This is a genomic window from Pseudomonas sp. MPC6 (assembly GCF_006094435.1).
Lineage (GTDB): Bacteria > Pseudomonadota > Gammaproteobacteria > Pseudomonadales > Pseudomonadaceae > Aquipseudomonas.
In genome coordinates, this window is record NZ_CP034783.1 from 4219822 (window position 1) to 4239761 (window position 19940).

Here is a 19940-nt window from a genome sequence, read left to right on the forward strand (position 1 = left end):
GAAAGGCGCCAGTTGTTCCAAGCGCCACCCGGCACTCAATTTACGAGGGGCGGCAGTCTAAGGCCGACTTGAGGCCTCAGCAACTGAAAAGACAGCGAATTCGTCCGACAAAGCCCCGAAAGTGCTCTATGGCAGGCTATGCGGTGGTTATCGGAGTGCGTTTATAGCAAGAAATTCCATCGAGCGGCTTTACAGAGAAGACAAACGGCTGCGCCACGCGGGTCAGGCGTGGCGCTTTTTGCGGTTTGCTTCGGTTTCAGCGCTTGAGTTTACGCTTGTTGCGGTATTGGTCGATCACCACCGCTAACACAATGATCAAGCCCTTGATGATGTCCTGAATATACGCATCAACCCCGACAAAGGTAAAGCCGCTGGCCATCACCCCGAGGATCAGTGCGCCGATCACGGTGCCGGTGATGCGCCCCACCCCACCGGCCAGGCTGGTGCCGCCGATCACTGCCGCGGCAATCGCGTCCAGCTCATACGACATGCCCATCCCCGCCTGCCCGGTCGCCGCGCGTGCCGAAGCCACCACCCCTGCCAGGCCGGCAAGCAGCCCGGCGATGCTGTAGACGATCACCAGATGGCGCTTGACGTTGATCCCCGAGGTGCGCGCCGCCTGCATGTTGCCGCCGATGGCATAGGTGTACTTGCCGTACTTGGTGTAACGCAACGCGATGTGAAAGATCACCGCGACCACCAGGAAAATCACCACCGGCATCGCGCCGTGGCCGATGGCGGTGTAGGAGTCCGACAGCATGCTCACCGGCTGCCCTTCGGTGTAGTAACGCGCCAGGCCGCGCGCCGAGACCATCATGCCGAGGGTGGCAATGAACGGTGGGATGCCGGTGATGGCAATGATGCTGCCGTTGATCGCCCCCGCCAGCAACCCCACGCCAAGCCCCGCGATCACCGGAATCCACACCGGCAAGTCGGTCAGCGAGGGGAACACCGCCCGGGTAAAGTCGGAGGTCTGGGCCAGGCTGGCGGCGATCATCGCCGACAGCGCCAGCACCGAGCCGGAGGACAGGTCGATACCGGTGGTAATGATGACCTGAGTGACGCCGATGGCCAGCAGGCCGATGATCGACACTTGCAGGATCATCAGCACCAGGCGCTGGGAGTTCATCAGGAAGCTCTGGTCGCGCACGATCCAGCCGAACACTTCGAACACCAGGCCGATGCCGATCAGCACCAGGAAGATACTCAATTCGGTCGGAAAGCGCCGGCGACTCTTGACCGGTACCGTTGCTGGCTTGTTTTCCAGTATCGCGTTCATAACCCATCACCCTTCTATCGCGTCTTTGACGCTGGCCGAGCCAGCGCCGGCATCCATTAGTGAACCGCGGACATGCCCGAGGCCAGTTGCATCACCCGTTCCTGGGTCGCTTCGCTGCGGTCGAGGGTGCCCATCAGATCGCCCTCGTGCATGACCATCACCCGGTCGCTCATGCCGAGTACCTCCGGCAGTTCCGAGGAAATCATGATCACCGCCATGCCCTCGCTGGCCAGGTAGGAAATCAGCCGATAGATCTCGGCCTTGGCGCCGACATCGATGCCGCGGGTCGGCTCGTCGAGAATCAGGATTCGCGGGTTGGTCATCAGCCAGCGCGCCAGCAAGGCCTTCTGCTGATTACCGCCGGACAGCGTGTCGATGCACTGCTCGAGCGACGGAGTTTTCACCCGAAGCTTCTTGCACATGTCTTCGCACAAGGCGCGCAGGGCTTTTTGCTGGATGAATCCGTGGCCGGCGTAGTGCGGCAGCACGGCCATTTCCATGTTTTCCAGGACCGACAGGCACGGGAACAGGCCGCTGAGCTTGCGATCCTCGGTCAACAGCGCGAAGCCCTTCTCGATGGCCATGTGCGGATCGGTAATGCGCACCACCTCGCCATCCAGCCGCATCTCGCCACCGTCGCTCGGGGTGATGCCGAAGATCGCCTCGGCGACATTGGTCCGCCCCGAGCCCATCAACCCGGCGATGCCAAGAATCTCGCCGACATGCAGGTCGAAGGACACGTCCTTGAAAATGCCGTCGAGCTTGAGGTCGCGCACCGACAGCAACAGCTCGCCGATCGGCGTCTCGCGCACCGGGAACAGCTGGCTCAGTTCGCGCCCGACCATCATCGAAATCAGGCTGTCGCCGTCCATGCTGTCGGCCCGCTGCAGGCCGATGTAGGCGCCGTCACGGAACACCGCCACTTCATCGGCGATGCTGAACACTTCGTTCATCTTGTGGGTGATGTAGATGATGCCTTTGCCCTGGCGCTTGAGGTCGGCAATGATCGAAAACAGGTGGGCGACTTCCTTGTCGGTAATGGCCGAGGTCGGTTCGTCCATGATCAGGATGTCCGAGTCGTAGGACACCGCCTTGGCAATCTCGACCATCTGCCGCTCGGCGATGCTCAGGTTGCCGACCTGCTCTTCCGGGTCGAGGTCGATGCGCAGCCGCTCCAGCAGCTTCGCCGTGCAGCGGTGCATCTCGCGGTGGTCGATCATGTGCAGGCCGTTGAGCTGTTCCCGGCCAATCCAGATGTTCTCGGCGATGCTCATGTGCGGCATCAGGTTGAGTTCCTGGTGGATCATCGCGATCCCGGCCTGCAGCGCCGCCAGTGGCGTCTCGAACACCACCGGTTGGCCCCGCAGGCGCAGTTCGCCGGCATCCGGCTGGTAGATGCCGGCGATGATTTTCATCAGGGTGGATTTGCCTGCGCCATTTTCGCCCATCAGCGCCAGCACGGAACCGGGGCGGACCCGCAGCTGCACATCGGACAGGGCCACCACACCGGGAAACCCCTTGCTGACGTTGATGATCTCCAGCAGGTACGGCTCATCGACAGGCATTGCAGTTGGCAGGACACCCACCATCGGGGGGCTCGAAGCGGTCGCTGAAGCGAACATGATCAGGTACTCCATCAGCAAGGTCGCGCTTGCCCCTTGCGTGCTTATTGTTGTTATTGAACGGAAGGACTATTTGAACTGGTCGACGTTGTCCGGGGTGATCAGGCGAAACGGCACCCACACCGCCGACTCGACCGGCTCGTTTTTCGCCATTTTCACCGCGGTGTCGATCGAGCCGTCAGCCTGGCCCTTGGCGTCCTGGAACACCGACGCCGCCAGCGCCCCCTTCTTCACCGCGTTCAAGCCATCCGGCGTACCGTCCACTCCGGCGATCAACACACTGCCCTTGGCCACGCCGGCCTGTTGCAGGGCCATCGCGGCACCGATGGCCATCTCGTCGTTGTTCGAGACCACGGCGTCGAACTTGCGGCCCTGGGTCAGCCAGTCGTTGACCAGGGTCATGCCTTTATCCCGCAGCCAGATGCCGGTCTGCTCTTGCTCGATCTTGATGTTCGGGTATTTGGCCAGCACCTCCTTGACGCCCTGGGTGCGGTTGGTGGTGGAATTGTTCGCGAGGTCGCCCAGCAGAATCACGATATCGCCCTTGCCGCCCATCTTGTCGGCCAGGTACTGCATCTGCATCTCGCCAGCCTCCCGATCGTTGGAGGCGACGGTTACCACGCCTTTGGGCAGGTTCAGGTCATCGGGACGACGGTTGACATAGACCAGCGGGATACCGGCCTTGACTGCGGCCTGGGTGATTTTTCTGGTGGCGGCGGTATCCACCGGGTTGACCACGATGGCGTCGACTTTCTGACTGATAAAGCTTTCCACCTGGCTCAGTTGCTTGACCACGTCGCTGCGTGCGTCTTCGAACTGCAGCTGGACGCCGTCGGGATAGGACTTGGCTTTCTGGTCCATGGATTCGCGCAGGTAGGTCAGCCAGGTGTCATCGAACTGCGACATGCTGACGCCGATCTTCATGTCGGCGAGCGCAGCGCCGCTGGCGAACATCAGGGACAGGGCAAGTGAGGCGAAACGGATCCTGGTCTTCATGAAAAGTCTTTCTCCACATTCTTGTTGGTTTTATGGATAAGGCGTGACGATTTCAGTGAACGGACGAGCGGGAAAAGCGTTGAAACGTAGCGCATGGCAGGGCGCTGGAAATGACTTTATTGGAAATTAATTTCCATATCAACTCATTTTAGAATTTTTCTATGATTTTATTCCATGAGGCCCGAACGGGCTCAATTCCACCACTTGCCGGCGTTCGGCACTGAGCCGCGCGGCGTCTAGCACGCGGGTTGTCGCCAGTGCATCACGGGCGTCCACGGGCAGTGGGCCACCGCTGTGTAACGCGGTTTGCAGCTGTAAATAGAACTGATTCCAGCAGCCTCGCTCGGAGGGCACCCGCTCGCGCACCTCGCCCTGCTCGAACCAGCCCCAGCGACGATGCTCTTCAACGCCCCAGCGTTCGCCTTCGGACCTGGGTGTGAGCCCGGCGAGCGACGCTGCCTCCTGCCCGTCCAGACCGTCGACGCTGTAGCACCCCAGGGTGCCGGTCACCCGAAAGCGCGGCCCGGGGGTGTTTTGCCGACAACTGCCGCCCAGGTGCGAGGTCACGCCACTGGCGTGGGTCAGGGCCATGAAGAAGCCATCGTCGAAGGCCTGGCCCGGCTCCAGATAATCGAGTTCGGCATAAACCCGTTGCACCGGGCCGAACAACAGGAGCGCCTGATCCACCAGATGGCTGCCCAGGTCGCGCAGGAAACCGCCGCCGCTGCCGTTGTTCACCGACTGCGGCGAGTAACGTTCGATCCGCGATTCGAAACGGCTGACCTGCCCCAACGCGCCAGACTCGATGAGTTTGCGCACCGTGAGGAAGTCCGAGTCCCAGCGCCGGTTCTGATAGACGCTGAGCCGCACGCCCTGGCGCTCGGCCATGGTGATCAGGGTTTGCGCCTGCTGCGCATCGGCGGCGAACGGCTTGTCGCTGACCACTGCCACACCGTGTTCGATACCGTCGAGCACCAGCGCCGGACGCCCCTTGAGCGGCGTCGACACCACCAGCACATCGATCCCGGCTTCCACCAGTTGGCCGATGCTGTCGAAGGCCGGCACGCCCGGATGCTCGGCCGCCAGCAACTGTCGGCGCTCCGGTGAGCGGGTCACCACCCCGACAAACTTCGCCGCCGGCAAACTGCTGATCAGCGGAGCATGGAAAAACCGGCCACCGTGGCCGTAACCGACAAGTCCGATACGCATGTGTGCATTCCTTCTTATTGTTCTGTAACCGCTTACTGGGTGAACACGGAATCTGTGGGAGCGGGCTTGCCCGCGATGGCGGCAGCACATTCAACATCATTGTTGCCAGTGACACCGCTTTCGCTGGCAAGCCAGCTCCTACAGGGGGAAAGGGGTTAGCCGTAGAAGTGGGGGCGGTCAGGGAGTGCGACCTTGACGATCTGGCCGCTGTTTTGCGCTTCGATGCAGGCATCCGCCGCCACTGCCGCGGCAAAACCGTCCCACGCCGAAGGCCCACCCACCTGCCCGGCCCGCACGCCATCGATAAAGGCCTGCAGCTCGACGTCATAGGCGGCGATGAAGCGGTCCTTCCAGTCCATCAGAATCGCGTTGGACAGCTTCGCGCCACTGCGCAATTGCACCTGTTGCGGCTCCGGCAGTTTGGCGATGCCGGTCTCCCCCACCACTTCGCACTGGATGTCGTAGCCATATTGGCAATTGACGAACACTTCGACGTCGATGCGCGTGCCCTTGGCGGTTTCCAGCAGCACGATCTGCGGGTCTTTCAAATGCGCCAGGGCTTTGCTGGTCTTGCGCGGGAACACCACCTGCACCGACACGTAGTCATCGTCGAGCAACCAGCGCAGCACATCCAGTTCGTGGATCAGGGTGTCGGTGATCGCCATGTCAGTCTTGTAGTTCTCACCCACGGTCGGGTTGCGGTGCGCGCAATGCAGCATCAATGGCTCGCCGATCTGGCCGCTGTCGATCACCGCTTTGAGTGCCCGATAACCTTCGTCGTACGGCCGCATGAAACCGACCTGGACCAGGCGTTTGCCGTAAGCCACTTCGGCGTCGACGATCTTGCGGCAGCCTTCGGCGGTGACGGCCAGCGGCTTCTCGCAGAACACCGGCTTGCCCGCGGCAATCGCCGCCAACACGAATTCTTCATGGGTCGGGCCCCAGGAGGTGACGAGAATGGCCTCGACTTCCGGCGCCTTGATCAGCGAGTGACCGTCGGGATAGACCTCGGCGGTCAGCTTCAGCTCGGAAACGACGTTCGCCGCCTGCTGCAGGTTGATGTCGGTCACGGCAACGACCTGGCTATTGAGCAAGGTCTGGCTGCAACGACGGATGTGGTCCTGGCCGATGGCCCCGGTGCCGATGACGCCTAACTTCAATGACATGTGCGGACTCCTTGTGGTTGTTCGATTCAGGGCAATCAGTACTGACGGGCCTTGGCCAGTCGTTCGTTGAGGGTTTTGGCCACTTCATTGGTGCGGGCACTGGTGGAGACTTGCGCCACGCCGACCCGCCACCACGACAGGTAGCCGTGAATCATGGTCTTGGGCAGGACCTTGATGTCGATCAGCGTCGACACCGTCTGCAAGCGCGCATCGGCCAGCGCGGCTTGCAGCTCTTCAACCGTGTTCACCTTGTAGGTCTTGCAACCGTAGGCCGCCGCGCTCATGGCGAAATCCACCGGCACGAAACCGCCGTCGAGCTTGCCGGTTTCCGGGTTGCGGAAACGGAACTCGGTGCCGAAGCTGTCCATGCCGTTGCCCATCTGCAGGTTGTTGATGCAGCCGAAGGTCATGTTGTCGAGCAGCACCACGTTGATCTTGCGTCGCTCCTGGATCGAGGTGGCCAGCTCCGAGTGCAGCATCATGTAGGAGCCGTCGCCCACCAGCGCGTAGACCTCGCGCTCAGGCTCGGCGAGCTTCACCCCCAGCGCGGCGTTGACCTCGTAACCCATGCAGGAATAGCCGTACTCGACGTGGTAAGTGTTGACGCCCTTGCTGCGCCAGCTGCGCTGCAAGTCGCCGGGCAGGCTGCCGGCGGCGGCGACGATCACCGCGTCGTCGGCCAGGGATTGATTGAGCACGCCGAGCACGCGGCTCTGGGTCAGGCAGGAGCCGGTCAGCTCGATGAATTCGCGCAGCACCGCCGGGTCCAGGTGGTCGTTGATTTCCGGAACGAAATCCTCGGCCTGGTATTGCACCTGATACAGGCGATCGACTTCCTCATCCAGCTGCGCCTTGGCCTGACGGGGTTGGTCGCCCCAGCCCGAGCGGTAATCGCCCAGAGCTTCGGCCAGTGCCTGCAAACCGGTTCTGGCATCTGCCAGCAGCTGCACGCCGTCGAGTTTCAGGGCATCGCAGGGGCTGATATTGAGGTTGAGAAATTGCACCTGCGGATCCTGGAACAAGGACTTCGACGCCGTGGTGAAGTCGCTGTAGCGGGTGCCGATCCCGATGATCAGATCAGCGTCCCTGGCCAGCAGGTTCGCGGCCAGGCACCCGGTTTCGCCGATGCCGCCGACGTTCAGCGGATGGCTGGACACCACCGCGCTCTTGCCGGCCTGGGTTTCGGCAAAGGGGATCGCAAAGCGCTCGGCAAACGCCTGCAATGCGGCGTTGGCCCCGGAGTACTTGACCCCGCCGCCGCAGATAATCAGCGGTTTGCGCTTGCCTTTGAACAGCGCGAGCGCATCACCGAGCATCGCTGCAGTGGCCGGACGACGCTCGATGCGGTGCACGCGTTTTTGCAGGAAGTAATCCGGGTAGTCGTAGGCCCCGGCTTGAACGTCCTGCGGCAAGGCCAGGGTCACCGCGCCGGTTTCGGCGGGGTCGGTGAGCACGCGCATGGCGTGGATCGCCGCGCTCATCAGTTGCTCGGGGCGGTTGATCCGGTCCCAGTATTTGCTCACGGCCTTGAACGCGTCGTTGGTGCTGATGCTCAGGTCGTGGAACTGCTCGATCTGTTGCAGCACCGGGTCCGGCTGGCGGCAGGCGTAGACGTCGCCGGGCAACAGCAGCAAGGGAATGCGGTTGGCCGTTGCCGTCGCGGCAGCGGTCAGCATATTCGCCGCGCCGGGGCCGACCGATGAGGAACAGGCGTAGATCTTGCGCCGCAGATTTTGCTTGGCGAAGCCGATGGCGGCATGGGCCATGCCTTGCTCGTTGCGGCCCTGATGGACGATCAGGTCACCGCTGTCCTGCTCCAGGGCTTGCCCCAGGCCGAGCACATTGCCGTGACCGAAAATGGTAAAGATCCCGGCGACGAATTTGCTCTGGACGCCGTCGACCTCGATGTACTGGTTATCGAGGAATTTCACCAGGGCCTGGGCCATGGTCAGTCTTGTTGTGGTCATGCTTGCACCTTCCTTTAAAGCCAAATCCGCTGTGCCTTGAAATGCGCTCCCACAGGGGATCTTTATCAGCCTTGAGTTTTTTGCAGGTGATCCATGCTCGCGCCGATCGCCTGCTCGATATCCGCCAACCCATGCACGCTCTCGGCAAACGGCTCGAACGACAGGTAGCCGCTGTACCCGCTGCTCAGCAAGGTGTCGATCTGCGCCGAGTTACCGAGAATGTCGCCCTCGCCCACCAGCACCCGATGGCCATCGCGAATGCTGTTCAGTGGCGCCTCGGCATCCTCGACCCCGGAGATGTGCACCAGCCCGGTCAGTTCAGGGAAAAACTCATGTTCGCCGGCCAGGTGATGGTGGAAGGTGTCGTGCACCAGGCGGAACACATCCAGCCCGCCGATGGCCTTGAGCGCGTCCACCGCCGTGCGTTTGCGGCGCAGCGAGCACTCTTCGAAACCCAGGGGCTCGATGAAACCGAGAATCCCGTGATCACGCAGGATCGGCGCCAGCTGACTCAACGCCGTGCGCAAGCCTGACGCGCGCTCGGCTTCGCTGCGCGAGTCGGCGCGGTCGTTCAACGGGCACATGACCAAGCCCCGGGCGCCGCAATCACGGGCATAAGCGGCCAGCTTCAAGGCCTGCGCCCGGCGCTCGTCGTTCCACACATCGAACGGGTACAGCGCATTGATCGACAGCACGCTGATGCCTTTGGCCGCGCACAACTCACGTACGTGTTCGGCTGCGGTGCCGTCCTCGATCTCGATGCCCTTGAGGTCGTTGCGGATCTCGATGGCGTCGGCCTTGAGGGTCACCGCCAGCTCGATGAACGCCGGCAGGGACAAACGGGGGGCGACCATACGGTTCAGGGCGAAACGCAGGGGTTTGCTCATTATTGTTGTGCTCCGCACAGGTGCATTATTTGGCTGTCGGCATGCTGAATTCAGGGCCCTTGGCGATGCTGTCGGGCCAGCGCTGCATCACGCTTTTGTAGCGACTGTAGAAACGGATGCCCTCTTCCCCGTAGGCATGGTGATCGCCGAACAGCGAGCGCTTCCAGCCACCGAACGAGTGCCAGGCCATCGGCACCGGGATCGGCACGTTGATGCCAACCATGCCGACCTTGATGTTGCGGGCGAAGGCGCGGGCAATGCCGCCGTCACTGGTGAAACACGACACGCCATTGCCGAACTCGTGGGCGTTGATCAAGGCAACGGCGCTGGCAAAGTCAGGAACGCGGACAATGCCCAGCACCGGGCCGAAAATCTCTTGCTGATAGATGCTCATGTCCGTCGTGACCTGATCGAACAGGGTCGCGCCAACGAAGAAGCCGTTTTCAGCGCCCGGCACCTTGAACCCGCGACCGTCGACAATCAGCTGCGCGCCCTGGGCCACGCCCTCACCGATAAACCCTTCGACCTTGGCCTTGTGTTCGGCGGTCACCAGCGGCCCCATGTCGGTGTCGCCCTGCAGGCCGTTGCCGACCTTGAGCTGATCGATGCGCGGCAACAGTTTGGCAATCAATTGGTCGCCGACATCGCCCACCGCCACGGCAATCGAGATCGCCATGCAGCGTTCGCCGGCCGAGCCGTACGCCGCGCCGATCAAGGCATCCGCCGCTTGATCCAGATCGGCATCGGGCATGACGATCATGTGATTTTTCGCCCCGCCCAGCGCCTGCACGCGTTTGCCGCGGGCGGTGGCCTGCTGGTGGATGTACTCGGCAATCGGCGTCGAACCGACAAAGGAAATCGCCTCGATGTCCGGGTGTTGCAGCAAGGCGTCGACCGCCGCCTTGTCGCCCTGGACCACGTTGAACACACCGTCCGGCAACCCGGCTTCCGTCAGCAGGCGCGCCATCAGCAGGCTGGCGGACGGATCGCGCTCGGACGGCTTGAGGATGAAGCAATTACCGGTGACCAGCGCGAGCGGGATCATCCACAGCGGCACCATCACCGGAAAATTGAACGGGGTGACGCCGGCGCAGACTCCCAGGGGCTGACGCAGGTTCCAGTTGTCGATGCCGCCGCCGATGTTGTCGCTGAACTCGGTCTTCAGCAGGTTCGGCGCACCGCAGGCGTATTCGACGATCTCGATGCCGCGGGTGACTTCGCCCTTGGCGTCGGAAAACACCTTGCCGTGTTCGCGGCTGATGATTTGTGCCAGTTCGTCATGATGGCGGTCGAGCAGTTCCTTGAACTTGAACATCACCCGCGAACGGCGCAGGGACGATTGCTCGGACCAGGCGGGGAAGGCTTTGAGTGCCGATGCGACAGCCTCGTCCACGGTGTTCTGGCTGGCCAGCCCGACTCGCGCCTGCACCGCGCCGGTGGCCGGATTGAACACCTTGCTGAATCGCTCACTGGCGCTGTCTTGCACCTGACCGTGGATGTAATGGCCGATTATCGGGGTGTCGCTCATCGTTATTGTTCTCCGTGCAGAAGTAGGCATTCAGGCTTTTCGAGTCAGAGATCGAGCAGCCAGCTGTGCTGCGGATCGTTATGGAACTGCCAGACGCGTTTGGGCCCGGCCATCACATTCAGGTAATACGACTCGTAGCCGTAGGGCACGCTGACCGGGTGGTAGCCCTTGGGCACGACCACCAGGTCGCTGTTCTCCACGGCCATGGCCTGATCGATGCTGCGGTCGTCGGTGTACACCCGCTGGAACACGAAGCCCTGGGGCGGGTTGATCTGGTGGTAATAGGTTTCTTCGAGAAAGCTCTGGTGCGGCAGGTCGTCGGTGTCGTGCTTGTGCGGCGGGTAGCTCGACGAATGCCCCGACGGCGTGCGCACTTCCACCACCAGCAGCGAATGGGCGGGTTCGGTGTCCGGCAGGATGTCGCAGACGTAGCGGGTGTTGGCGCCCTTGCCGCGCACACTGCGCTTCATGCTGTCGGGTTTGATCAGGCGTGGGCCGAGGCCATTTACGGTTGAGCCAGGCGCGGCACACACGGCGATTTGCACCTCGTTCAGCGCCACGACTTGCGCCTGGCTGCCCGGTGGCAAGTGCGCGGCGAACGGCGATTTGTCTTCGAACACCGACTGGCGATCGCCGATGTTGTCCCAGTCGAACGTGCCCTGCCCCGGCGCTTCGCCCTGGATGCTGACCCGACCGCTGAGCAGTACCAGGCACAGCTCCTTATCACCCGCCGAGACCGGCAGGGTTTCGCCCGGACTCAAGCGGTAAGCGGCGAAGCCGACGTATTCCAGCTCACCTTGACCCAACTCGACCATGGTCCGGCCATGGGCGTTGCCTTTGACCAGCAGGCTCATGCCGCAGTCCTCCCGGCGAGCAGTGCACGCAAGGTGTCGTAGCCTTTCTTGGCGTAGGCATAACTTGGCGCGACTGCCGGATCCTGCTCCGCTTCCACCACCAGCCAGCCCTGGTAATCGGCGGCCAGCAGCACGTCGAGCAAGGCGCCGAAGTCGATATCACCATCGCCGGGCACGGTGAAAGTGCCGTTGATGATGCAGTCGGGGAAGCTCCACAGGTCGTTGCGCGCCAGTTGCACCACCGGCTTGCGCACGTCCTTGAAGTGCACGTGGCAGATGCGTTCGATGTGTTTGCGCAGCACGTGCAAGGGTTCGCCGCCCCCCATGTAGCAATGGCCCGAGTCGAACAGCAGGCCGACTTCGCTGCCGGTCAGCGCCATCAGTTTGTCGATGTCCGCCGGCGATTCGACGTAGGCGCCCATGTGGTGGTGATAGGCCAGGCGCACACCCTGGGACAGGGTGAAACGGGCCAGTTCGGTGAGTTTGTCGGCGTATTCCTGCCACGCCTGCTCGGTGTGGAACTGCGGACGTTCCACCAGTGGGATGCGCTGGCCTTGAATGGAGTCGGCGACTTCACCGTAAACCAGCACTGTGGCGCCGTTCTGCGCCAGCAGCTCGACATGGCTGGCGATGGCGTCGATTTCCTCGGCCACCGACCGCCGGGCCAGGCGACTGGAATACCAGCCGGACACCAGCGCCAGGTCATACGGGCGCAGCACATCGCCAACGCCTTTGGCGTCCTTGGGGAACTTGCCGTTGAGTTCGAAACCTTCGTAGCCGATGTCCTGGCCTTCGCTCAGAGCGGTGCTCAGCGGCGTCTCGCCACCGAGGGCCGGCAGGTCGTCGTTGCTCCAGGAGATCGGGTTGATACCAATTCGGATAGCGGGCATGGCTGCACCTTTTATTGTTTTACATAACCAGTAAGAGCGACACGGACCCTTGTAGGAGCGGGCTTGCCCGCGAAGACGGCGGCACATTCAACATTGATGTCGCCTGACACACCGCTTTCGCGGGCAAGCCCGCTCCTACAGGGTCTTGCGGCGTTGCGTCAGGCGCGGGCGCTGCGCCAGGCATCGATCAACTCGACAAACGTGCCCTGCACCTGGCGAATCAGCGTTTCATCATCGATTTCCCCGGCCAGCCACGCGCGGCTCGGTTCCTGAAAGATCGTCCGGCCCACGGCAAAACCGCGACAGGTCTGGCTCTGACTGGCCTGTTGAAAGCCTTCGGCCAACGCCGCTGCCGGCGCATTCAAGCCCAGCAGCACCACGCCACGGCAGTACGGATCGCGTTCTTGAATCAGTTCGTCGAGTTGTTTCCATTCCTCGGCGCTCTGCGCTTCGATCTTCCACCACGCCGGGTAGATGCCCAGGTTGTAGAGGCGTTTCAGCGCGCGATACAGCACGTCCGGGTGTGGCGACGGATGATCCTTGGGCGGAACGATTTCCAGCAGCAATTCGTGACCGCTGACCTGGGACGCCTGATACAACCCCTGCAGCTGCGCTTCCTGTTCCAGGCGCAACATCGGCTCATCGTCCGGATGGAATTGCACCAGGCACTTGACGATCTGCTCCTGCGGCCAGGCAATCAGGTTGCTGCCGATGGAGCGCCCGTGTTCGAACGCCAACGGCCGCGACCCTTGCACCTCCACCGGCCGCGCCACCCACCAACCGCGACCGGTGGCGGCGTTCAGCGAATCCTGGCCGAAGCGTTGATCGGCCAGCAGCCCGACATCGGCGTCGATGCCTTGCCCGCGCAGATCGGCTTCGACCCGCGCCACGGCCTGGACGAACAGTTGCTTCAGGTCGCTGATGGCGTTGAGGTCGCGGCCGCCCTTGTGGGCCAGTTCCACCAGTTGCCAGCGATGGTCGAAGGCAAAGATGAACAATTGCTTCCACTGTTTGCGCGGCACACTGACCTGATGCAGGCGTTGCAGGGTGACGTCCTGATCCGGCCGGGTAATCGGCACCGGGCTGTTGAACAGGTAATCGAGTTCGGCCCGGGTCGGCATCGCCGGGGCGCAGGCATGGCGCGACACCACCAGGCCGCCGCAGGCATTGGCCAACTGGCAGCAACGCTCATCGCTGGCGTCCTCCAGCCAACCGCTGAGGAAGCCCGAGATGAAGGCATCGCCGGCGCCCAATACGTTGAGCACTTCCACGCGCACCCCGGGATAAATCGCACCGTCTTCCAGGCGTGCCGGAATTTCGCCATGAATCACCGTGCAGCCCTGCGGGCCCAGCTTGACCACCAGGGTCGCCGCGCTCAGCCGCCGGACGTTGCGCAGCGCGCCGAGCAGATCCTCGGCGCCGCCGGCAATCAGGAATTCTTCTTCAGTGCCGACGATCAGGTCGAAACGCGGGAGGATTTTCTGCACATGCTGGCTGACGTTCTGGTCGGCGACGAAACGGGTCTCACCGTCCGCCTTGCCGGCCAGGCCCCAGAGTACCGGGCGATAGTCGATGTCCAGCACGCGTTGGACCTGGTGTTTTTCGGCGTAGTCCAGGGCCTGGATGCTCGCCTTGTACACGCCGTCGGTGGAGAAATGGGTGCCGGTGATCAGCAGGGCCTTGCTCGAGGCGATGAAGGCTTCGCGGATGTCTTCGGCCCGCAGCGCCATGTCGGCGCAGTTCTCGCGATAGAACACCAAAGGAAAGGTCTCGCGGTCCTTGAGGCCCAGCAGCACCATGGCGGTCAGGCGTTCCGGATCGACCTTGATGCCGCTGACATCACAGCCTTCACGGGTGAGCGATTCCATGAGGAAGCGCCCCATGTGGTCGTCCCCCACCCGGCTCAGCATCGCCGACCGCAGCCCCAACCGGGCGGTGCCGAACGCGATGTTGGCGGACGAGCCGCCGAGGTACTTGGCGAAGCTTGAAACATCTTCCAGTCGCGCCCCGACTTGCTGCGCATAAAGGTCGACGCCAAGGCGCCCCAGGCAAATCAGATCCAATTGACGCCCACTGGCAAAACGAGTCTGGCCCATGCTGGCTCCTGTTATTTTTATCAGCCTGCGTCCGGGGCGATGACCGCGCCGAACACTCTTGGTGGATGCAGACTAAAACGTCCAAGGCCAAATAATCAATAATTATTCCAAATATTTTTTACGTGGAATATTTTTTCCAATAAACTCTGGTACAAGCGCTCCAGGCACAGTGCATCGTTTCAGCAAGCCCCCGACGACGGCAAGCTCAAGATTTTACTCGGCCCTACCCTGTAGACTGCGCATAGCCAACCTATTGTCAGGGGATGACCTGATAAGTCATCTCTATAAGAACAAGCCAGAAGGATTTCCCATGTCCCGCACCGATCAGCCGGCCACGACCGAGAGCACGCCCGTGAGCGATCCTGGCCCCCCGATCAATGCCGAGCGCCTGCTGGCGCTGATCACCGAGGAATACGAGAGCCTGCCGCGCCAGCTCAAGCGCATCGCCAGCTACATGAACCAGCAGAGCGACCGGATCATGGTCGACCGCATCAGCGACATCGCCCGGGAATGCGAAGTGCATCCATCGGCGATCGTGCGGTTTTCCCAGCGCTTCGGTTTCAGTGGGTTCAGCGAGATGCAGGCGCTGTTTCGCGAGGCCTATACCCACAAGACCACGCCGGTGCAGAACTACCAGCAGCGCATCCGCAGCATGATCGCCAACAAGTCGCAGAAGGCCAGCGGCGGCGACCTCGCGCGCGAGTGCATCAACGCGACGCTGTCGGGTATCGAACGCCTCGGGCTGGAACTCGATGACCAGGCCTTCGACAAGGCCGTGGACCTGGTGGTGAACGCCGACAACATCTACGTGGTCGGGGTGCGCCGCTCCTTCGCGGTGGCCGATTACCTGGTGTACAACCTGCAGCACACCAACAAGCGCATCCATCTGGTTTCCGGGCTTGGCGGCAGCTACCGCGAGCAGATGCGCAGCGTGCGCGCCAATGACCTGGTGATCGCGATCAGCTTCACGCCCTACGGCAAGGAAACCCAGCACTGCCTGCGCATCGCCCAGCACCATCAGGCGAAAACCCTGATCATCACCGACAGTAACCTCTCGCCCCTGGCCAAGCGCGCGAACACCGTGCTGCTGGTCAATGAGGGCAGCTCGTTTGCCTTCCGTTCGCTGAGTGCGACGTTGTGCCTGTGCCAGGCGTTGTTCATTGCCGTGGCGTACCGACTGGAGTTGAAGGTCGATGAGATTCACGAGCAGGTGGGTTTCGAGGATTAGCCCAGCGCCGGTTGCAGTGCGCTGAACCTCAGCTAAGGTTGTCCATCCCGAAATGGCCATCGAAGGAGAGGTTCAATGAAACTGATCGGCATGCTGGATTCGCCCTACGTGCGACGCGTCGCCATTTCTGCCAAATACCTGGGTATTGCGCTGGAACACCGGTCGGTTTCGGTGTTTCGGCACTTCGAGCAATTCCAGCAGATCAACCCGGTGGTCAAGGCGCCGACCCTGGTGCTGGATGACGGTGAAGTGTTGATGGATTCGACGCTGATCATCGATTACCTGGAAGCGCTGGCCGGTCCTGGAAAGAGTTTGATGCAGGGCGATCTCGATCAACGACTGCGGGCGTTGCGCCTGATTGGGTTGGGCTTGGTCGCCTGCGAGAAATCCGTGCAGCTGTACTACGAACGCAACCTGCGGCCGGTGGAGATTCAATTCGAACCGTGGGTGGAACGGGTCGAAGAGCAATTGGCGGCGGCGTATTCGGCGCTGGAACGGGATCTGCAAAAGCAGCCGCTGAAGACCGACGGCTCGATTGATCAGGGCGGGATTACGTTGGCAGTGGCCTGGAGCTTTACCAACCTGGTGGTGCCGGATCAGGTGAAGGCTGCGCGGTTTCCGCTGATCAATGCATTTACCGAATATGCCGAGGGGCTTGAGGTGTTTGTCAGTACGCCGATCGAGTAGGCAGAAGTGTGGTGCCTGGCCTGGCCCCATCGTGAGTTTGCTCGCGATGACGGATTGTCAGTCACCACCAAAGCTAACGATCAGCCCACCCAAATAAAAACGCCGCTTCCACCAAAGGCAGAAGCGGCAGAGGCACAAACCTCAGTAGTATCAGGTAAACAGAGCGATCAGGATGATGATCGGGATAGGTATGCCGAGAAAGAACAGCAGTAATGAGCGCATGGGAGTTCTCCTGGGTTAACGAACAGGAACTGAAGTGGTGGTTACGTAAGCGTCAGTTTCGATGTACTCGACAGCATCCCGACGACGACCACCGAAGGTTGCCGCGAAGCTGGCGAAAAACGCACCGATCAGCAGCGCAACGAACATCCACAGCGCGGTCATTGCAGCCACCTTCGCAGCGGTGTCAGCGGCTTGCTGGGCCGCCAGCTTGGCGTCGGCCACGGCTTTCTGGGTGCGGGCATAAACCTCATCGACACGACGTTCGGCATCCGCTTGAGTGAGGTTGGTCCGCTGGGCGACCAGTTGCGCCAGGTAGGTGCGGTCGTCGGCAGACAGTTGGCCATCGCTCAGGCTGCGCACGAAGATGCGGGTCACGGTGCCACGGGCGGCATCATCGCTGACGGCGGCCGGGCGATCATCGCGGAACAGGCTGTCAATGTAGTAACCGTACTGGTCACTGTCGGTATTGCCCGCCGCGGTACTTGCCGCTTGAGTCATGGCACTGGCGGCGCCACCGGCCACGCTGGCGCCAGCCTGCACACCGCCACTGACGATGCTGCTGATCGAGCCGACAATCAGCGTCGCCGTCACCAGCGTCGCCACGCACCAGGCCAGGAAGCCATGGGCGGTATCCCGGAAATACACCTCATCGCCATGCATATTCGCCCACTTCACCCGCAGGCGACCGGCGATGTAACCGCCAAGCCCGGAGGCCACGATCTGGGTGAACGCCAGCCAGACAATCGTGGAAATGCCCAGGCCCTTGGCGCTGACGCCTTCGTTGGCCCACGGCGACACTGCCGAGAAACCCAGGCCGAAGCCAAGCAGCACCAGAATCAGCGACAATGCCGCCGCCGCTGCAGCACCGGCGAAGATGGCGCCCCAGGACACGCCAGAGCGCGAGCTCGATTCGTATTCGGCAGGATAGAAACCATCAGGGGATCTATTCATTGTTTTATCGCTCCAGGCAGAAAGATGGTGTTACAACTCTTCGAATGAAGAATTGCAGTCACCGTGCCAGTCGCGAGTTTTATATAAGTCGTTTAATTTCAATGATTTATAAAGATTGAACTTCCTATTTCCATGCAATTTGCAAGGATCGGGCAATAGCAGCGGGTTTTATGCATTGCCTTTGAGGCAGGGTCACATGAAGTTTTATTTAGTCAGCCTGCGATCATTTCTTGGCAAAATGCCACGCAACGTTGTGAACTCCAGACAGGCCCACTCCATGACCCGCATCCTGACCATCGAAGACGACGCCGTGACCGCCCGGGAAATCGTCGCCGAATTGAGCAGCCACGGCCTCGACGTGGATTGGGTCGACAACGGCCGAGAGGGGCTGGCGCGCGCGGTCAGTGGCGACTACGACCTGATCACCCTCGACCGCATGTTGCCCGAGCTCGATGGCCTGGCGATTGTCACCACCCTGCGGACAATGGGCGTGGCCACGCCTATCCTGATGATCAGCGCCCTCTCCGATGTCGATGAGCGGGTGCGCGGTTTGCGCGCAGGCGGTGACGATTACCTGACCAAACCCTTCGCCACCGATGAAATGGCCGCCCGGGTCGAAGTGTTGCTGCGCCGACAGAATACCGTGACCGCCCAGGCCACCACGTTGCGGGTGGCGGACCTGGAACTGAACCTGATCAGCCACGAAGCCAGCCGCAACGGGCAGCTGCTGACCTTGCTGCCCACCGAGTACAAGCTGCTGGAATTCCTGATGCGCAACACCGGGCAGATCCTGTCGCGGATGATGATTTTCGAAGAAGTCTGGGGTTACCACTTCGACCCCGGCACCAATTTGATCGACGTCCACATCGGCCGTCTGCGCAAGAAGATCGACCCGCCCGGCAATGTCCCATTGATTCGGACCGTGCGAGGCTCGGGTTATGTCATTGCCGAACCCCTCTAAAGGCTGGCGCTCTTCCAGCAGCCGGTTGCTGGCGCTCTACAGTTCGCTGTTCGTGCTCTGGAGCGGGATTCTCATGGGGGTCATGTACTACGAGGTGTCCGCTTACCTGGACAACCTGGCCAAGCACTCGCTGATGCAACGCCAGCACTTGTTCTCGCGTTTTTCCGGCGAACAACTGGTCGACGCCCTCGCCGTCAGCATGAGCTTCGACATTCCTGGCCTCGACGCCTATGGCCTGTTCGATGAACACCATCGCTACCTCAGCGGCGCGCTGCGCCATATCCCCAAAGGCCTGCCGCTTGACGGCAAGATTCACATGCTCAGCGACTGCGCCGACTCCGACGACCCAACCCTGCCCAACGACAGTTGCGACGCGGTGGCGACCCAGGCCCAGGACGGTCGCTGGCTGGTGCTGCTGCGGGACAACGGTTCGCTGTTTGCCGTGACCCGGATCATTCTCCATGCGTTGTTCTGGGGCGTGACCCTGACCATTATCCCGGGCATCATCGGTTGGCACCTGTTGCGCCGCCGCCCCCTGCGGCGTATTCGCGGGATCCAGGCCAGCGCCGAAGCGATCGTCGCCGGCGACCTGACCCGACGCTTGCCGCTGTCCAGCCGCCGCGATGAACTGGACATGCTGGCGGCCATCGTCAACGCCATGCTCGAGCGCATCGAACGCTTGATGAACGAGGTCAAGGGCGTGTGCGACAACATTGCCCATGACCTGCGCACCCCGCTGACCCGCTTGCGCGCGCAGTTGTACCGCATGCAGCAACAGGCGGGCGAAGGCTCGCGGGAGGCGGCGCAACTGGACTCGGTGCTCGCCGAGGCCGACACCTTGATGGCACGTTTTCGCGGACTGCTGCGCATTTCCGAACTGGAAGACCGCCAGCGGCGTTCCGGTTTCGTGCAGCTCGATCCACGGCCGTTATTGCAGGAACTGCACGAGTTCTATCTGCCGTTGGCGGAAGAAGGAGAGCTGGGTTTCCAGCTGCAATTGCCTGATTCACTGCCGCCACTTTATGGCGACCGGGCGCTGTTGTTCGAGGCAGTGGCGAACCTGCTGAGCAACTCGATCAAATTCACACCGCCCGGTGGCGAGGTGATTTTGCGTGGGGTCGATGAAGGTGGGCATACGCGAATCGAAGTGCTCGACTCCGGTCCCGGAATTCCTGAAGGTGAACGGGAAGCGGTGTTCCAGCGTTTCTACCGCGCCGAAGGTGGCAACCCGCAAAGCGGCTTCGGGTTGGGGCTGTCGATCGTCGCGGCGATTGTCAGCTTGCACGGGTTTTCGCTGGAGCTGGGTAGCAGTGAACTGGGCGGGGCGCGGTTGGTGCTCGATTGCCGACAGAGCCTGATCCCCCAGACCTGACACACCCTCCCTGACGACGAAGCCC

General features: G+C 61.9%; 16 protein-coding genes. 4 read left to right on the plus strand and 12 right to left on the minus strand.

Annotation, left to right across the window (positions count from 1 at the left end; genetic code table 11):
- Positions 1-256 precede the first annotated feature (256 nt).
- The 11 genes from ELQ88_RS21480 to iolC form a co-directional block, all read right to left on the minus strand.
- Positions 257-1279: an ABC transporter permease gene (locus tag ELQ88_RS21480; RefSeq protein WP_138967607.1), complete on the minus strand. Its 1023-nt coding sequence runs from the start codon at positions 1277-1279 to the stop codon at positions 257-259.
- Positions 1280-1335: 56 nt separating this feature from the next.
- Complete coding sequence (locus ELQ88_RS21485; RefSeq protein ID WP_128870124.1) at positions 1336-2901, minus strand: sugar ABC transporter ATP-binding protein; 1566 nt, start codon at positions 2899-2901, stop codon at positions 1336-1338.
- A gap of 69 nt (positions 2902-2970) precedes the next feature.
- Entirely contained in the window at positions 2971-3897 is a 927-nt protein-coding gene (locus ELQ88_RS21490; protein WP_128870123.1) for a sugar ABC transporter substrate-binding protein, read from the minus strand.
- Positions 3898-4056: 159 nt separating this feature from the next.
- The gene (locus ELQ88_RS21495) at positions 4057-5106 is read right to left on the minus strand and encodes a Gfo/Idh/MocA family oxidoreductase (RefSeq protein WP_138967609.1); all 1050 of its coding nucleotides are present in this window, start codon (positions 5104-5106) and stop codon (positions 4057-4059) included.
- A 155-nt stretch (positions 5107-5261) separates the two neighbouring features.
- Positions 5262-6272, minus strand: coding sequence for a Gfo/Idh/MocA family oxidoreductase (locus ELQ88_RS21500; RefSeq protein ID WP_128870121.1), 1011 nt, complete (start codon positions 6270-6272; stop codon positions 5262-5264).
- 35 nt (positions 6273-6307) lie between these two features.
- The gene (gene iolD, locus ELQ88_RS21505) at positions 6308-8239 is read right to left on the minus strand and encodes a 3D-(3,5/4)-trihydroxycyclohexane-1,2-dione acylhydrolase (decyclizing) (RefSeq protein ID WP_138967611.1); all 1932 of its coding nucleotides are present in this window, start codon (positions 8237-8239) and stop codon (positions 6308-6310) included.
- A 65-nt stretch (positions 8240-8304) separates the two neighbouring features.
- On the minus strand, positions 8305-9126 hold the full coding sequence (locus ELQ88_RS21510) for a TIM barrel protein (protein ID WP_138967613.1): 822 nt from the start codon (positions 9124-9126) through the stop codon (positions 8305-8307).
- Positions 9127-9151: 25 nt separating this feature from the next.
- Positions 9152-10654: a CoA-acylating methylmalonate-semialdehyde dehydrogenase gene (locus ELQ88_RS21515; protein WP_138967615.1), complete on the minus strand. Its 1503-nt coding sequence runs from the start codon at positions 10652-10654 to the stop codon at positions 9152-9154.
- Positions 10655-10698: 44 nt separating this feature from the next.
- Positions 10699-11508 carry a 5-deoxy-glucuronate isomerase gene (iolB, locus tag ELQ88_RS21520; RefSeq protein ID WP_138967617.1) on the minus strand — a complete coding sequence of 270 codons (810 nt, stop codon included), beginning with the start codon at positions 11506-11508 and terminating at the stop codon, positions 10699-10701.
- Positions 11505-12398, minus strand: a complete 894-nt coding sequence (iolE, locus tag ELQ88_RS21525; protein WP_138967619.1) for a myo-inosose-2 dehydratase — start codon at positions 12396-12398, stop codon at positions 11505-11507. The genes iolB and iolE overlap by 4 nt, the downstream gene beginning before the upstream one ends.
- A 158-nt stretch (positions 12399-12556) precedes the next feature.
- On the minus strand, positions 12557-14494 hold the full coding sequence (gene iolC / locus ELQ88_RS21535) for a 5-dehydro-2-deoxygluconokinase (protein WP_138967621.1): 1938 nt from the start codon (positions 14492-14494) through the stop codon (positions 12557-12559).
- A gap of 310 nt (positions 14495-14804) precedes the next feature.
- On the opposite strand from iolC, the gene ELQ88_RS21540 reads away from it, so the two are divergent.
- Together ELQ88_RS21540 and ELQ88_RS21545 are read left to right on the plus strand one after the other, a co-directional pair.
- The gene (locus tag ELQ88_RS21540; RefSeq protein ID WP_128870116.1) at positions 14805-15722 is read left to right on the plus strand and encodes a MurR/RpiR family transcriptional regulator; all 918 of its coding nucleotides are present in this window, start codon (positions 14805-14807) and stop codon (positions 15720-15722) included.
- A 75-nt stretch (positions 15723-15797) separates the two neighbouring features.
- Positions 15798-16409 carry a glutathione S-transferase gene (locus ELQ88_RS21545; RefSeq protein ID WP_138967623.1) on the plus strand — a complete coding sequence of 204 codons (612 nt, stop codon included), beginning with the start codon at positions 15798-15800 and terminating at the stop codon, positions 16407-16409.
- A gap of 237 nt (positions 16410-16646) precedes the next feature.
- Here the strand turns inward: ELQ88_RS21545 and ELQ88_RS21550 are convergent, their stop codons facing one another.
- The gene (locus ELQ88_RS21550; RefSeq protein ID WP_138967624.1) at positions 16647-17582 is read right to left on the minus strand and encodes a hypothetical protein; all 936 of its coding nucleotides are present in this window, start codon (positions 17580-17582) and stop codon (positions 16647-16649) included.
- A gap of 277 nt (positions 17583-17859) precedes the next feature.
- Between ELQ88_RS21550 and ELQ88_RS21555 the strand changes: the two genes are divergently transcribed.
- Positions 17860-18543, plus strand: a complete 684-nt coding sequence (locus ELQ88_RS21555) for a response regulator transcription factor (RefSeq protein WP_128870114.1) — start codon at positions 17860-17862, stop codon at positions 18541-18543.
- The gene (locus ELQ88_RS21560) at positions 18521-19915 is read left to right on the plus strand and encodes a HAMP domain-containing sensor histidine kinase (protein ID WP_138967626.1); all 1395 of its coding nucleotides are present in this window, start codon (positions 18521-18523) and stop codon (positions 19913-19915) included. The genes ELQ88_RS21555 and ELQ88_RS21560 overlap by 23 nt, the downstream gene beginning before the upstream one ends.
- Positions 19916-19940: the final 25 nt, after the last annotated feature.

Coding starts and splice junctions, on each gene's coding strand:
- ELQ88_RS21480 (WP_138967607.1), bottom strand. CDS start 1,279: ATGAACGCGATACTGGAAAACAAGCCAGCAACGGTACCGGTCAAGAGT.
- ELQ88_RS21485 (WP_128870124.1), bottom strand. CDS start 2,901: ATGTTCGCTTCAGCGACCGCTTCGAGCCCCCCGATGGTGGGTGTCCTG.
- ELQ88_RS21490 (WP_128870123.1), bottom strand. CDS start 3,897: ATGAAGACCAGGATCCGTTTCGCCTCACTTGCCCTGTCCCTGATGTTC.
- ELQ88_RS21495 (WP_138967609.1), bottom strand. CDS start 5,106: ATGCGTATCGGACTTGTCGGTTACGGCCACGGTGGCCGGTTTTTCCAT.
- ELQ88_RS21500 (WP_128870121.1), bottom strand. CDS start 6,272: ATGTCATTGAAGTTAGGCGTCATCGGCACCGGGGCCATCGGCCAGGAC.
- iolD (WP_138967611.1), bottom strand. CDS start 8,239: ATGACCACAACAAGACTGACCATGGCCCAGGCCCTGGTGAAATTCCTC.
- ELQ88_RS21510 (WP_138967613.1), bottom strand. CDS start 9,126: ATGAGCAAACCCCTGCGTTTCGCCCTGAACCGTATGGTCGCCCCCCGT.
- ELQ88_RS21515 (WP_138967615.1), bottom strand. CDS start 10,654: ATGAGCGACACCCCGATAATCGGCCATTACATCCACGGTCAGGTGCAA.
- iolB (WP_138967617.1), bottom strand. CDS start 11,508: ATGAGCCTGCTGGTCAAAGGCAACGCCCATGGCCGGACCATGGTCGAG.
- iolE (WP_138967619.1), bottom strand. CDS start 12,398: ATGCCCGCTATCCGAATTGGTATCAACCCGATCTCCTGGAGCAACGAC.
- iolC (WP_138967621.1), bottom strand. CDS start 14,494: ATGGGCCAGACTCGTTTTGCCAGTGGGCGTCAATTGGATCTGATTTGC.
- ELQ88_RS21540 (WP_128870116.1), top strand. CDS start 14,805: ATGTCCCGCACCGATCAGCCGGCCACGACCGAGAGCACGCCCGTGAGC.
- ELQ88_RS21545 (WP_138967623.1), top strand. CDS start 15,798: ATGAAACTGATCGGCATGCTGGATTCGCCCTACGTGCGACGCGTCGCC.
- ELQ88_RS21550 (WP_138967624.1), bottom strand. CDS start 17,582: ATGAATAGATCCCCTGATGGTTTCTATCCTGCCGAATACGAATCGAGC.
- ELQ88_RS21555 (WP_128870114.1), top strand. CDS start 17,860: ATGACCCGCATCCTGACCATCGAAGACGACGCCGTGACCGCCCGGGAA.
- ELQ88_RS21560 (WP_138967626.1), top strand. CDS start 18,521: ATGTCATTGCCGAACCCCTCTAAAGGCTGGCGCTCTTCCAGCAGCCGG.